Source organism: Rathayibacter sp. PhB179 (assembly GCF_004345345.1).
Lineage (GTDB): Bacteria > Actinomycetota > Actinomycetes > Actinomycetales > Microbacteriaceae > Rathayibacter > Rathayibacter festucae.
On record NZ_SLVD01000004.1, the window covers coordinates 34,752 to 47,893 of the forward strand.

The window sequence follows — 13,142 nt, forward strand, 5'->3', positions numbered from 1 at the left end:
AAACCAGCGATGTCAGGACCCGCCGCGTCGGGACCCGCCACGTCAGGTCCCGCCGGATCGGGACCCGCCACGTCAGGTTCCGCCGGATCAGGACCCGCCGTGTCAGGACCCGCGACATCGAGACCCGCCACCTCAGGACCCGCCACGTCAGTACAGCGTCCGGTAGCCGAGGTCCGAGGCGTCGTCGATCGCGCGCGCGACCTCGGCGCTCAGCCCGGAGGCCTCGGCCCACATCGTGCCGGCGCTCGGCACCTCCGCGGCGAGATCCTGCATCTCCGGGTCCCAGAGCCGCGAGCGCAGCAGGGCGCGTCCGCAGTGCAGGTAGACCTGCTCGATCTCGACGACGGTGGCGAGGTCCGGGACGACGTGGTCCTGCTCGAGCATCGCGAGCAGCTCCGGGGCGTCGGTGACGTACGCGGAGCCGTTGATCCGGAGCGTCTCGGTCATGCCGGGCACGAAGCAGACCAGGCCGACGTGGCCGTTCTCGAGGATGTTGGAGAAGGAGTCGCCGAGGCGGTTGCCGAGGCGGTCGGGGATGACCACGGTGCGGTCGTCGAGGGCGCGAAGGAAGCCGGGGCGGTCGCCGCGCGGGGAGCTGTCGCAGCGGCCGGCGGCGTCGCTGGTGGAGAGGCAGGCGAACGGCGAGTGCGCCAGGAAGACGCGGCAGCTGCGGTCGAGCCGGTCCATGATCTTGTCGCGCGCCGGCTGCTCGGGCTCGCCGAGGACCGCCCGCAGGGCCTCGGGGGAGAGGGCGCGGTAGCGGGTCACGCGAGCGCCCCGGCGGGAGTCGGCGCGTCGGATGCCCGGCCGACCGCCAGCCGATCCAGCGCCAGCTGCGCGAGGGTCTCGGCGTGCAGGCCGAGCAGGGCGTCGTCGAAGACGGCGGACTCGGAGTGCATCGAGGGGGCGCCCTCGGCCGGGACGCCGGGCGGGCGGGTGCCGAGGAAGAGGAGGGTGCCGGGGATCTCGTCGAGGACGTAGGCGAAGTCCTCCGACGCCATCGACGGCGCGGGGAGGCGGAGCACGCGGTCGGCGCCGTGCCGGGCGGTGAGCGCGGCGATCACGCGCTCGGTCTCCTCCGGGTCGTTGTGGGTGACGGGGTAGGAGTCGATGAACTCGGTCTCGACGCCGCAGCCGTGCGCCGCGGCGACGCCTGCGGCGAGCTCGGCGAGCGAGGAGCGGACGAGGGCGAAGGTGTCGCGGGAGAGCGTGCGGATGTTGAGCATCAGCTCGACCCGTGCGGCCAGGACGTTGGGTGCGGTCGAGTCGCTGACGATGCTGACCACCGAGACGACGGCGGGGTCGGTCGCCGGGACGCGGCGGGCGACGAAGGTCTGCAGGGCCTGCACCAGGGCGGCCGCCGCGGGGATCGGGTCGACGGCGAGGTGCGGGAACGCGGCGTGCCCGCCGGTGCCGGTCACGGTGATCCGCATACCGCTGGCGCTCGCCATCATCGGGCCGGAGCGGGTGACGAAGAGGCCGGAGTCGGTGGAGCAGTCGACGTGCATCGCGAAGGCGGCGACCGGGCGCTCGCCCGCCGCGTCGAGCACGCCCTCCTCGATCATCAGGCGGCCGCCGGCGAAGCCCTCCTCGCCGGGCTGGAGCATCAGGACGACGGTGCCGGCGAGCTCGTCGCGGCCGGCCGCGAGCAGGCGGGCCGCGCCGATCAGCCCGGCCATGTGCAGGTCGTGGCCGCAGGCGTGCATCGCGCCGTTCGTCGCGGCGAAGGGCAGCCCGGTCGCCTCGACGACGGGGAGCGCGTCCATGTCGGCGCGCAGCAGCACGACCGGTCCGGGGCGGCCGCCGCGGAGGACGGCGGTGATCGAGCCGAGGCCGCGGCCGGTCGTGATCTCGAGGCCGAGCGGGGCCAGCTCCTCGAGCAGCAGCGCCTGGGTGCGCGGGAGGGCGAGGCCGAGCTCGGGGTCGGCGTGCAGGCGGCGGCGCAGGCGCACCAGGTCGTCGTGGAGGCCGGGGATCACTGCGGAGTCTCCGGCCGCGGCTGCGCGGGGGACTGCGCGTGCACGCGGCGCATCCGCTGGGCGAGCGCGGGGTTCGAGTACGGCCCCGGCGCGTCCAGCGCCGCGGTGACCCGGTCGACGACCTCCGCCGGCTTGTCCTGGCTCATCTTCTCCTTGGCTTCGAGCCGGGTGACCCGGAGCCGGAAGCCGACCGTGCCGTGCACGATCCGCTCGGCGTAGGCCGCGTTCTCGGCGCTGATCCGGAGGCGGAACGGCTCGGGCAGCTCGTCCTCGAAGTGGTCGACGAGCCGCTCCAGCACGGCGAGGTTCTCCTCGTCGCCGAGCAGCTCGGGCACGCCCCAGACGTGCACGGCGGCGAAGTTCCAGGTCGGCACCGCGCGCGTCACGCCGTACCAGCTGGGCGAGACGTAGCCGTGCGGGCCCTGGAAGACCACGGCCAGCTCGGACTCGCCGAGCCGGTGGGCGCGCTCGTCGGGCCGGCCGACGTGGCTGACCAGCACGAGCTCGTCGGGGTCGGCGCCGGGGAGCGGCTCCTCCAGCAGGAACGGGTAGTGCGAGACGACGACGCCGTCCTCGGTGGCGCTGACCATCGTCGCCCAGGGCGTCGCGCGGATCAGGGCGCGGATCTCGGCGGGGTCGGTCATCGCGTACTCGGTGCTCTCACGCATCGGCGGTCCTCTCGGCGCGGGCGGCGGTCCGAGCCAGGATCGCAGCGAATTCGGGCCAGAGCTCCACCGGGATGTCGTGACCCATCTCCTCGTAGAGGTGCAGCTCGGCCTGGGGCAGGATCCGCGCGGTCTCGAGCGCGGCGCTCCAGTGCAGGCTCTGGTCGCCGCGGCCGTGGAGGACGGCGACCGGCACGGTGACCTTCGCCATCGCCTCCCGCCGCTCGAGCGGCCCGCGCAGCAGCGCGTTCCACTGCCGGATCAGCCCGGTCGGGGTGTAGGCGCGGTCGTAGTAGCGGGCGCCGAGGGCGGCGCTCGCCGCCTCGTCGAAGGGGAAGCCGGGCGACTGGTAGTGCCGCTGGCCGCCGACGAACATGGCGATGTAGGCGTCGCGGTCGAGGACCTCCGGGACCTCGATGATCGGCTGCCCGGTGTGCTCGCCGACCAGGAACTCCGGCGCCGAGCTGAGCGAGGTCGACATCAGGCCGAGCGAGGCGACCCGCTCCGGGTGCAGGATCGCGACCAGCTGGGCGATGTAGCCGCCCATCGACATGCCGGTGAGGTGCGCGCGCGCGATCCCGAGCTCGTCGAGCACGGCGACGACGTCGAGCGCCATGTCGGCGAGGTCGTAGCCGGCCGAGGTGTCCTCCGGGCCGCCGGTCGCCTGGCTGAGGCCGACGTCGCGGTTGTCGGTGCGGACGACGAAGAAGCCGTGCTCGGCGAGCAGCTCGCAGAAGCGGTCGTCCCAGCCGATCAGCTGGGCGCCGCCGCCGTGCAGCAGGACGAGCGGGCGGCCGGACGGGTCGCCCGTCGTCTCGTAGTGCACGGCGACGCCGGCCGGGGTGGTGATCAGGGGCATGGCGGGAGGGTCCTGTCGGGGAGGAGCGAGTGGCTGTGGAGAACGGGCGGCCTGCGCGGCCTGTGGAGGAGAGGTGTCCTGTGGAGAACGGCCGGGTCTGCGCGGCCTGTGGAGGAGAGTCGGCCTGTGGAGGACATCGGTCCGGCACGGCCCTGTGGAGGAGAGTCCGTCAGAGCGCGGACCAGGTCGGCCGGCCGCCGAGGAGGGTCGCCGCGACGGGTGTCGTGCGCAGCTCCGCGTCGTCGGCGGTCGCCGGGTCGCGGTCGAGCAGCACGAGGTCGGCCGCGGCTCCCACGGCGACGGTCGCCCCGCGGGTGCTCGCCGCGAGCGCGACGTCGAACGGCAGCCGCTCGGCCGGGTGCCAGGCCTCGCGGCCGTCGCGGCGGCGGCTGACGGCGGCGGCGAGCGAGATCCACGGGTCGAGCGGGGCGACGGGCGCGTCGGAGCCGAGGGCGAGGCTCGCGCCGGCGGCGTGCAGCGAGGCGAAGGCGAAGGAGCGGTCGGTGCGGCCGGCCCAGTGCCGGTCCGCGACGTCGCGGTCGTCCATCGCGTGCTCCGGCTGCACGCTCGCGACGAGCCCGAGGCGGCCGAAGCGCGCGAAGTCCTCGGCCGCGACGAGCTGGGCGTGCTCGATCGTGCCCGCGAGGCCGAGCCGCTCGAAGACGTCGAGCACCTCGGCGTTCGCGCGGTCGCCGATGGCGTGCACGGCCGGGAGAATGCCGGCGTCGCGGGCGCGGACCAGCAGGCCCTCCACCTCCTCGGGCGCGACGCTCAGCACGCCGCAGGGGTGCGGGTGGTCGGCGGCGATCCCGGGGTAGGGGTCGAAGCAGTAGGCGGTGCGGGTGTTCAGCGAGCCGTCGACGACGATCTTGAGGCGGCCCATCCGGGCGAGGCCGGCCGGATCGAGGGCGTCGCCGGTGCGCAGCCCGCGGGCGATCGCGTCGTCGAGCCGGTCGGGCCAGACCGAGGTCTCGACGCGCAGGGACGTGACGCCCTCCGCGATGCGGGCCGGCCAGGCGCGGGAGTTGTCGGCGTTCTCGAACTCGACGATCCCCACGACTCCCCGGGCCGCGGCGGCCGCGGCGGTCTCGCGGTAGGCGGCGACGGAGGGCAGGCCGACGGCGTCGATCAGGTCGAGCGTGCCGATCCACTCCGTCTCGCGCAGCACCCCGTCCTCCGGGATCGACAGGCCGAAGCGCCGGCCGGCCGCGCTGTTGAGCCAGCCGCAGTGCAGGTCGCCGCTGATCAGGACGAGCGGGCGGTCGGGCGCGATCGCGTCGAGGGCGGCGCGGGTCGGCGCGTCCGTCCAGAGGCCGTCGCGGAAGCCGTAGCCGATCAGCACGGCGTCCTCGCGCACCGGCAGCGCCGCGCGCATGATCGCCACGGCCTCGGCGGCGCTCGCCGCGGGGGCGAGGTCGACCCGCTGCCTCCGCACCACCCACTGGGTGAAGTGCACGTGCGCGTCCCAGAAGCCGGGCGCGAGGAAGCGGCCGTCGGCGTCGAGCGCCTCGGTGCTGCCCGGCAGCGTGCCGGCCGGGGCGATCTCGGCGATCAGGCCGTCGCGCAGCAGCAGGTCGGCGGGGGCGTCCTGCCCCGCGAAGCGAGCGGAGCGGATCAGGAGCTCGGTCATGCGTCCTCCAGGTCGAGAGGCCGGCCCATCACGGGCACGGCCCGGAGCAGCTGCCTCGTGTACGGGTCGGCGGGATCGGACAGCACGGTGTCGGTCGTGCCGTGCTCGACGAGGCGCCCGCCGCGCATCACCGAGACCTCGTCGCTGACGTAGCGGACGACGGCGAGGTTGTGCGAGATGAAGAGCATCGTGAGGTCGAGTCTCTGCTGCAGCTCCCGGAGGAGGTTGAGCACCACGCCCTGTACCGAGACGTCGAGCGCCGAGGTGATCTCGTCGGCGATCAGCACCTGCGGCTCGGCGGCCAGCGCCCGGGCGATCGTGATCCGCTGGCGCTGCCCGCCGGAGAAGGCGGTCGGGCGGTCGTCGGCGCGCGCCGGGTCGATGTGCACCAGGTCGAGCAGCTCGCGGACCCGGTCGTCGCGGGCGGCGGCGGAGTGGCGCCGGCCGGTCGCGAGCAGTCCCTCGGCGATCGAGGCGCCGACGCTCATCCGCGGGTCGAGTGCGGACAGCGGGTCCTGGAACACCATCTGCACCCGGCGGCGGGCGGCCCGGGCCGACGGCTCGCGGCTGGTGATGTCGACGCCGTCGAGCAGGATCCGGCCGGAGTGCAGCGGGGTGAGGCCGACCGCGACCCGCGCGACCGTCGACTTGCCGGAGCCGGACTCGCCGACCAGTCCGTGGGTGGTGCCGGGCCGGACCGTGAGATCCACGGCGTCGACGGCCGTGGTCGCCGAGCGGCCGTGGCCGAAGCGCACGGTCACCGCCTCGTAGCGCAGCTCGCTCATGCGGTCAGTGCCTCCTGGTCGTGGGCGGTCAGGTCGTGGGCGGGCTCGTCGTGGGCGGTCCGGTCGGCGGAAGGCGGCTCCTCGTCGATCGCCGCGATCACCGGGAGCGCCGCGCTCCGGTCGGTCGCCATGTCCGGCACGCAGGCGATCAGCCCGCGCGTGTACGGGTGCCGTGCCTCGTCGAGGCGGTCCGCGGCGATCTCCTCGACCACGCGACCGTCGCGCATCACCACGATCCGGTCGCAGAAGCCGCTGACCAGCGCGATGTCGTGCGAGATGAAGAGGATCGCCGCTCCGGTCGCGGTCTGCGCCTCGCGCAGCGCCTGCATCACCTGCCGCTGCACGGTGACGTCGAGCGCGGTGGTCGGCTCGTCCGCGATCAGCAGCCGCGGCGTGCCCATCAGGCCCATCGCGATCATCGCCCGCTGCCGCATGCCGCCGGAGAACTCGTGCGGCAGCCGGCCGACGCGCTTCTCGGCGTCCGGGATGCGCACCAGGTTCAGCTTGTCGATCGCGCGGCGCAGCGACTCGGCGCGCGGGGTGCGGGCGTGCACCTCGCTCGCCTCGCGCAGCTGGCGGCCGATGGTGAGCGCCGGGTTGAGCGAGGTCAGCGGGTCCTGGAAGATCATCGCCTGCTCGAGGCCGAGGCGGCGGCGCTCGCCGGCGTTGGGCACCGCGGTCATGTCGATGCCGCGGAAGACGAGCTGCTCGCTGGTGACCAGCGCGTCAGGGCCGAGCAGTCCGGCGACGGCGCTCGCCGTGACCGACTTGCCCGAGCCACTCTCGCCGACGATGCCGACGGTCTCGCCGGGCAGGATCGTCAGGTCGACGCCGTGCACGCGCTCGGTCATCGCGCCGTCGCGGCCGGGGAACGCCACGCGCAGCCCCGACATCTCGACGACGGGCATGTCGTCCGTGACCGCGGCGACGACCTCGTCCGAGCGCCGGCGCTTCACGGCCTTGACCGGGCGGCGGCGCGAGGACGACTCGCTGAACACCTCGCCGAGCAGGGCGAAGACGACGCCGACCAGCACCACGGCGATGCCGGGGCCGATCGCGGCCATCGGATCGACGTAGATCCGCTTCGCGCCCTCGTTGAGCAGCCGGCCCCAGTCGTACTCGGGCGCCTGGACGCCGAGGCCGAGGAAGGACAGCGCGGCGAAGGAGAGCAGCGTGACGGAGGCGTGCGCGGCGGAGTTGACCAGCAGCGGCGGCAGGATGTTCGGCACCACGTGCCGGGCGGTCGTGCGCAGCGGCCGGCTGCCGAGCATCCCGGCGGCGCGCACGTAGTCGCTCGACGACACCGAGGCCGCGAGCGTGCTGGTGAGCCGCGCGAAGACCGGGATGCCGGCGAAGCCGACGGCGAGCATCGCGCCGACCGCGGTCGTGCCCCAGATCACCGAGAAGAACAGCGCGAGCAGCAGCCAGGGGAAGGACAGCAGGATGTCGATGAGGCCGGCGATCAGCCGCTGCAGCAGGCGGGGCAGCAGCACCGCGACGACGCCGAGCAGCACGCCGCCGACGACCGAGATGCCGGTCGCGCCGAGGGTGAGCAGCACCGAGACCCGGGTGGCGACGACGACGCGGGCGAGGAGGTCGCGGCCGAGGTCGTCGGTGCCGAAGGGGTGCGCGAGGCTCGCGCCCTGCTGGCGGTCGGCGATCGAGCGCTCGGTGGCGAGATCGCCGAAGAGGATCGGGCCGAGGACCGTCGCGAGGATCACCAGGACGAGGCCGACGGCGGCCGCGACACCCTGCGGGGTGCGCAGCGACTCCGGCAGCCGGTGGGCGAGGGACGGGCGGGCGGAACGGGATGCAGTGCTCATGGCTCAGGCCTCCGCGATGGCCGACCGCGGGTCGAGCGCGGCGAGCAGCAGGTCGATGACGAGGTTGGCGGCGAGGACCAGGACGGCGTACATCAGCACGATGCCCTGGATCAGCGGGTAGTCCTTGGTGGTGATCGACGAGACGATCGTCGATCCGATGCCCGGGATGACGAAGACCGTCTCGATCAGCACCGTGCCGGCGACGAGGCCGGTGAGCACCACTCCGCCCGCGGTCAGCGTCGCCGTGACGATGTTGGGCAGCGCGTGCCGGAGGTAGAGCAGGTGCCCCGGCAGCCGCTTGCTGCGCGCGGTGGTGAGGTACGGCGCCTCCAGCACCCGCACCATCTCGACGTGCACGATGCGCGCGAGGTAGGCGAGCGGGCCGATGGCGAGGGCGAGCACCGGCAGCACCGCGTACTCCGGGCCGCCCCAGCCCGCGGACGGCGCGAGCGGCACGACGATGCTGAACAGCCAGATCAGCACGACCGCGAGCAGGAAGTTGGGGATCGCGATCACGACGCCGAGCAGTCCCGAGACGCCGAGGTCGAGCGTGCGGTGCTTGCCGGCGCGGGCCGAGACCGCCGTGGCGACGCCGATCGGGAACGCGCCGAGCGCGGCGACCGCGAAGGCGACGACCGAGAGCATCAGCGTGGCGGGCAGCCGCTCGGCCAGCGTGCTGCCGACCGGGCGCTGCGTGCTGATCGAGGTGCCGAGGTCGCCCCGGAGCAGCCCGCCGAGGTAGTTCGCGAACTGCTGGCCGATCGGCAGGTCGAGGCCGAGGGTGCTCCGCAGCACCGCCACGGTCTCGGCCGGCGCCGTCGGGCCGAGGGCCGCGCGCACCGGGTCGCCGGGCACGAAGTGGACCATGAAGAAGGAGGCGATCAGCACGATCACCAGCGAGACCGCCGCGCGGGCGAACCGCTTGAGCAGGAAGGCGAGGCGCGGGGAGCCGACCACGCCGAGCAGACGATCCCCCCGGCGCGGACCGGCCGCGGGCGCGCTCGGCGGGGAGGCCGGTGACAGCGGGGCCGTGGGTCGCACCGAGGGGATCGTCATGGTCAGCCCTGCATCCGGATCGTGGTGGGAGCGACGGTGCCGGGACGCTCGAGGGTCGCACCCTTGACGTACATCGGCGACTCCGTCTCGGCGAGCGGGAAGACGTCGACCCGCTCGATCAGCTCGGCCTCGGCCTGCTTCCAGACACCGCAGGCCTCGTCGGCGGTGCCGGCGCTGAGCGCCTGCGTCGCGAGGGCGTTGTACTCGGGGTTCGAGACTCCCATGAAGTTGTAGCCGCCGTTCTCGCTCGTCTCGCCGAGGAAGAACAGGCTCAGCACCACGGGGCTCGAGGGGGCGAGCTGGATGAAGCCGGTGTCCCAGTCGTAGCTCTGGTAGAGGTCGGTCGACCAGCCGGCCGAGTCCTCGGCGACCAGGTCGGTCGTGATGCCGAGCTCGTTCCACTCCTGCTGGACCTCCTCGGCGGCGGCGCCGTGCGAGGGCGTTCCGGCGTCGTAGAGGAAGCGGATGGTCAGCGGCTCGCCGTCCTTCGCGCGCAGTCCGTCGGAGCCGAGCGGGTAGCCGGCCTCGTCGAGCAGCTCGCCGGCGGCGTCCACGTCGGTGTCGGGCAGCGTCCACTCCGGGCCGCCGGCGACGCAGGTGAGCGGGATCTGGTTGACCAGCGAGACCGAGTCGACGGCGTTGCCGTCGGTGACCAGCTCGCCCACGGCGTCGCGGTCGAGCGAGAGGGTCAGCGCCTGGCGGACGCGGACGTCGGCGGTGGGGCGGTCGGCGCGCTCGTTGAAGAGCATCTCGCCGATCGGGTTGAGCACGCCCTCGGTGTCCAGGCCCGCCGCGTCGAGGCGCTGGCGGTCGGCGCCGATGACGGAGGCGGCGTTGAGCTCGCCCGAGATCAGCAGGTTCGCGGCGGTCGCCTCGTCGGTGATCACCCGCGCCTCGATCTCGTCGGGCAGGCCCTCGGTGTCGCTGGTGACGTCGTCCGGGCCCCAGGTGTAGTCGTCGCGCTTGGTGTAGGTGTAGTCGGAGCCGGGGCTCGACGCGGTCAGCGCGTAGAGCGCGGTGCCGTTGGTGGTGTCGGTCAGGGTCGACGGGTCGTCGAGGCCGGCCTGGCAGACCATCTCGATGCTGCCGGTGCCCTGGAGCAGGAACGGGTTGTTCGCCGTCGAGGTGACGGTGACGACGTTCCCCTCCGCGGTCGCCGTCATGTCGGCGGTGACGCTCGAGCCGAACCAGAACGTGCCGTTGTCGGCGTTCGCCTGGTAGGCGAAGTTCGCCGCGGCCGTCTCGGCGGTGAAGGGGGTGCCGTCGGCGCAGGTGATGCCGTCCTTCAGCGTGTACGAGATCGAGGTGGGCGTGCTCTCCCAGCTCTCGGCGAGGAAGGGCACGACCTCGCCCTCGGGGGTCGTGTAGGCCAGCGAGTCGTAGCCGAAGGTAACCATCGCGCGCTGCACGAGCGAGACGCCGGTGAACGGGTTGAGGCTGCCCGGGTCGTCGTTGATCGCGAGGGAGAAGGTGCCGCCCGAGACGGGATCGGCGCCGGCCGCGGAGCCGCCGGCGGGGGCCGAGCAGGCGCTCAGGGCGAGCATCGCCACCAGCGAGCCCGCGGCGACGGCCGGGACTCGGAGCGCTGTGGTGCGGGGAGAACGGGTCATGATGCGTCCTTCGGGGAATGCAGGGCGAGTGGTGCAGGACTCCCGATCAGGGCCAGCGGGCCCGCGGCCTTCACGGAGACTTTGAGCGACGCGCTGGCCGAGTAGGACAGCGGCGTCTCGAGCACGTCGACGATCTCGACGAGCCGCGGATCGGCGCCGGCCTGGATCGCGCGCTCGATCGCGATCCGGCCGGCCGCCTCGATCGCGGCGGCGCGGTCGACGTGGTCGCACAGCTGGTCGGCGCGGCCGCCGGCCAGGGCGATCGCGGCGCCGACGGCGTTGGCCACGTTGCCGCGGTCGGGGCGGAGCACCTCGCTCGCGCCGTGCACGTGGTCCGGGACCAGGAAGCCGCCGCCGCCGACGACCACGAGCGGCAGGCCGACGCGGCCGAGCGACATCCGCTCGACGGCCGACTCGATCCGGTCCTGCGCCACGGCGAGGGCGTTGCCGAGGGCGGAGCGGGTGGCGCGATCCAGCGCGGGGAGGGCCCTGCCGGGGATCATCCCGGGCAGCTGCATCGCGGCGGCGTCGGTGAGGGTCGCGGTCGCGCCGCCGAAGAGCAGGCCCTCGCGGGCGATCCGGTAGCCGACCGAGTCGGTGGTCGGCACGCCGGTGGCCGTGTCGACGATCGTGCCGCCGCCGATCCCGACGCTGAGGATGTCGGGCATCCGGAAGTTGGTGCGGACGCCGCCGATCTCGCGCGGCAGGGTCGACTCGCGGGGGAAGCGGTCGACCAGCACGCCGAGGTCGCTGGTGGTGCCGCCGATGTCGATGATGATCGCGTCGTCGGCGCCGGAGAGGAACGCGGCGCCGCGGATCGAGTTGGCGGGGCCCGAGCCGATGGTGAGCACCGGGTAGCGGGCCGCGTACTCGACGGCCATCAGCGTGCCGTCGTTCTGGGCGAAGAAGGTGGCGGCGTCGAGGCGCTCCTCGTCGACGACGGTGAGCAGTCCCTGCGTCACGTCGCGGGCGATGCCGTGCAGCGCGGCGTTGAGCACGGTCGCGTTCTCGCGCTCGAGCAGGCCGAGCGCGCCGATCTCGTGGCTGAGCGAGACGGGGAGGTCCACGCCGACGTGGTCGGCGACGAGCGCGGCGACCTCGAGCTCCTGCTCCGGGAAGGAGGGGCTGAAGATCCCGCAGACGGCGACCGCGTCGAAGCGGCCCTCGAGCGAGTCGAGGAAGCGGCGGATGCCGTCGACGTCGAGCGGCGAGATGGGGTAGCCGTCGATCAGGTGGCCGCCGCCGGCGAGCAGGCTGCCGGCGAGCACGGTGTCGCGGAGGTCGGCGGGCCAGCCGGAGAGCGAGGGGAACTCGGTCGAGGCGGGGGCGCCGAGGCGGATCACGGCGACGCGGCCGAGGTCGCGGCGGCGGACGATCGCGTTGGTGGCGTGGGTGGTGCCGAGCATGACGCGGGAGACGCGGTCGCGGTCGGCGCCCAGCTCGCCGAGCACGGCGGAGAGCGCGGCGCGGATGCCGCCGGTGACGTCCTCGGTGGTGGCCTGCTTGGTCCAGGCGGTCACGGCGCCGTCGGCGTCGAGCACGACGGCGTCGGTGTTGGTGCCGCCGACGTCGATGCCGACGGAGAGGTCGCGGAGTGCGGCGCTCATCGGGCCACCTCCGCCACGGCGCCGTCGAACGGCACGTAGTCGAAGTCGAAGTCGAAGGCGGCGGGGCCCGCCAGCTCGATCCCGCGCGGGGTCCGCCAGAGCGGATCGCAGGCCCAGGCGAGCACGCTGACCCGCTGGCCGAAGCGGAGCATCTCGGTCGAGATCGCCTCGCCGGTCTCGGAGTCGAGGATCGAGACGAGGTCGGGGACGCTGACGAGGACGCCGCCGTCCTCGATCACCACGAGGTTCTCGTTCTGGATCTCGACCCGCACCATCCGGCTGCGGTCGGCGCCGACGCCGTCGATCGTGACGGAGCCGCGGGTGAAGCCGCCCTCGGTGCTGCGGTCGATGTCGATCACCTTGCCGCCGATCAGCACGGCCGCGCCGAGCTCCTCGGCGATGTCGGTCACCGGGTCGGCGGAGGCGAGCAGGCGGCGGCCGACCTGGATCGCGCGGCTGACGGTGCCCTCGATCACGGCGCCCGGGGCGGTCTCGTGGGTGAGCAGGTAGTGCGCGCCGAGGGCGATGCCGCCGGCTGCGACCGTGAAGGCGCGGGCGTGGCGCTCCAGCCAGGCGATGTCGACGGTGCGGAGGACGGTGACGTTGCCGACCACGTCGCTCATCACCGCGAACTCGCTCGGCAGCCCGGCGACGTTCATCGAGATCATGGTGGCCTTCGGGAACGCGCGGCCCATGCCGTCCGCGTCGAGCACGGCGAGCCCGAGCTCCGCGGCCCAGCCGACCGGCGCGACGCCGTTGCTGCCGCCGATCTCGGCCGCCATCACGGTGGTGACCGGGCGGCCGATCAGGCGCTCGACCTCGCGCAGCAGCGTGTGCGCCTGGCTGCTCGAGCCGAGCATCTCGATGCCGACCGAGGGAGCGCCCATCCCGGACATGATGATGACCGCGTCGTCCGGGCCGAGGTCCTCGACGCCGACCACGCGCACCGGGCCGTTGGCGTCGATCGCGTTCTCGACCGAGAGCTGGGCGCCGTGCACCGAGCCGCCTCCGCCGGTGCCGAAGACCGCGCAGCCGGCGGCCAGGGGAGCGACGTCGTCGCGGGTGATCAGGCGGACGGGGCTCGGTCCGGCCGGGGGCGTGAAGCTCATGCTCCGAGGCTAGCCAGGG

At 73.9% G+C, this 13,142-nt stretch carries 11 protein-coding genes; all 11 read right to left on the reverse strand.

Translation table 11 applies throughout. The annotated features are described in order from the left end of the window. Positions 1–147: 147 nt before the first annotated feature. The 11 genes from EDF43_RS09815 to EDF43_RS09865 all read right to left on the reverse strand — a co-directional run bounded on the left by EDF43_RS09815 (position 148) and on the right by EDF43_RS09865 (position 13,123). Complete coding sequence (locus tag EDF43_RS09815) at positions 148–768, reverse strand: MSMEG_1061 family FMN-dependent PPOX-type flavoprotein (RefSeq protein WP_207901671.1); 621 nt, start codon at positions 766–768, stop codon at positions 148–150. Next, positions 765–1,979, reverse strand: coding sequence for a M20 family metallopeptidase (locus EDF43_RS09820; RefSeq protein ID WP_207901673.1), 1,215 nt, complete (start codon positions 1,977–1,979; stop codon positions 765–767). Before EDF43_RS09820 ends, EDF43_RS09815 begins: the two co-directional genes overlap by 4 nt. Continuing rightward, positions 1,976–2,647 (reverse strand): FMN-binding negative transcriptional regulator, encoded by a 672-nt coding sequence (locus EDF43_RS09825; RefSeq protein ID WP_132436517.1) that lies wholly within the window; start codon positions 2,645–2,647, stop codon positions 1,976–1,978. Before EDF43_RS09825 ends, EDF43_RS09820 begins: the two co-directional genes overlap by 4 nt. After that, complete coding sequence (locus EDF43_RS09830) at positions 2,640–3,503, reverse strand: alpha/beta hydrolase (protein WP_132436519.1); 864 nt, start codon at positions 3,501–3,503, stop codon at positions 2,640–2,642. Before EDF43_RS09830 ends, EDF43_RS09825 begins: the two co-directional genes overlap by 8 nt. Before the next feature lie 169 nt (positions 3,504–3,672). Next, complete coding sequence (locus EDF43_RS09835; RefSeq protein ID WP_132436520.1) at positions 3,673–5,133, reverse strand: amidohydrolase family protein; 1,461 nt, start codon at positions 5,131–5,133, stop codon at positions 3,673–3,675. After that, positions 5,130–5,918 carry an ATP-binding cassette domain-containing protein gene (locus EDF43_RS09840; protein WP_123448029.1) on the reverse strand — a complete coding sequence of 263 codons (789 nt, stop codon included), beginning with the start codon at positions 5,916–5,918 and terminating at the stop codon, positions 5,130–5,132. The genes EDF43_RS09835 and EDF43_RS09840 overlap by 4 nt, the downstream gene beginning before the upstream one ends. Next, positions 5,915–7,741: a dipeptide/oligopeptide/nickel ABC transporter permease/ATP-binding protein gene (locus tag EDF43_RS09845; RefSeq protein WP_132436522.1), complete on the reverse strand. Its 1,827-nt coding sequence runs from the start codon at positions 7,739–7,741 to the stop codon at positions 5,915–5,917. Before EDF43_RS09845 ends, EDF43_RS09840 begins: the two co-directional genes overlap by 4 nt. Before the next feature lie 3 nt (positions 7,742–7,744). After that, positions 7,745–8,782 carry an ABC transporter permease gene (locus EDF43_RS09850; protein WP_207901675.1) on the reverse strand — a complete coding sequence of 346 codons (1,038 nt, stop codon included), beginning with the start codon at positions 8,780–8,782 and terminating at the stop codon, positions 7,745–7,747. Between the two features lie 17 nt (positions 8,783–8,799). After that, complete coding sequence (locus tag EDF43_RS09855; protein WP_132436524.1) at positions 8,800–10,407, reverse strand: ABC transporter substrate-binding protein; 1,608 nt, start codon at positions 10,405–10,407, stop codon at positions 8,800–8,802. Further along, positions 10,404–12,014 (reverse strand): hydantoinase/oxoprolinase family protein, encoded by a 1,611-nt coding sequence (locus EDF43_RS09860; protein WP_132436526.1) that lies wholly within the window; start codon positions 12,012–12,014, stop codon positions 10,404–10,406. Before EDF43_RS09860 ends, EDF43_RS09855 begins: the two co-directional genes overlap by 4 nt. Then, a complete protein-coding gene (locus EDF43_RS09865) occupies positions 12,011–13,123 on the reverse strand; it encodes a DUF917 domain-containing protein (RefSeq protein ID WP_207901677.1) in 1,113 nt (370 codons plus the stop codon). The genes EDF43_RS09860 and EDF43_RS09865 overlap by 4 nt, the downstream gene beginning before the upstream one ends. Positions 13,124–13,142: the final 19 nt, after the last annotated feature.

Bases quoted from the DNA above. Each gene is read 5' to 3' on its own strand.
- EDF43_RS09855 (WP_132436524.1), bottom strand. From the start codon at position 10,407: ATGACCCGTTCTCCCCGCACCACAGCGCTCCGAGTCCCGGCCGTCGCC.
- EDF43_RS09830 (WP_132436519.1), bottom strand. From the start codon at position 3,503: ATGCCCCTGATCACCACCCCGGCCGGCGTCGCCGTGCACTACGAGACG.
- EDF43_RS09825 (WP_132436517.1), bottom strand. From the start codon at position 2,647: ATGCGTGAGAGCACCGAGTACGCGATGACCGACCCCGCCGAGATCCGC.
- EDF43_RS09840 (WP_123448029.1), bottom strand. From the start codon at position 5,918: ATGAGCGAGCTGCGCTACGAGGCGGTGACCGTGCGCTTCGGCCACGGC.
- EDF43_RS09865 (WP_207901677.1), bottom strand. From the start codon at position 13,123: ATGAGCTTCACGCCCCCGGCCGGACCGAGCCCCGTCCGCCTGATCACC.
- EDF43_RS09845 (WP_132436522.1), bottom strand. From the start codon at position 7,741: ATGAGCACTGCATCCCGTTCCGCCCGCCCGTCCCTCGCCCACCGGCTG.
- EDF43_RS09835 (WP_132436520.1), bottom strand. From the start codon at position 5,133: ATGACCGAGCTCCTGATCCGCTCCGCTCGCTTCGCGGGGCAGGACGCC.
- EDF43_RS09860 (WP_132436526.1), bottom strand. From the start codon at position 12,014: ATGAGCGCCGCACTCCGCGACCTCTCCGTCGGCATCGACGTCGGCGGC.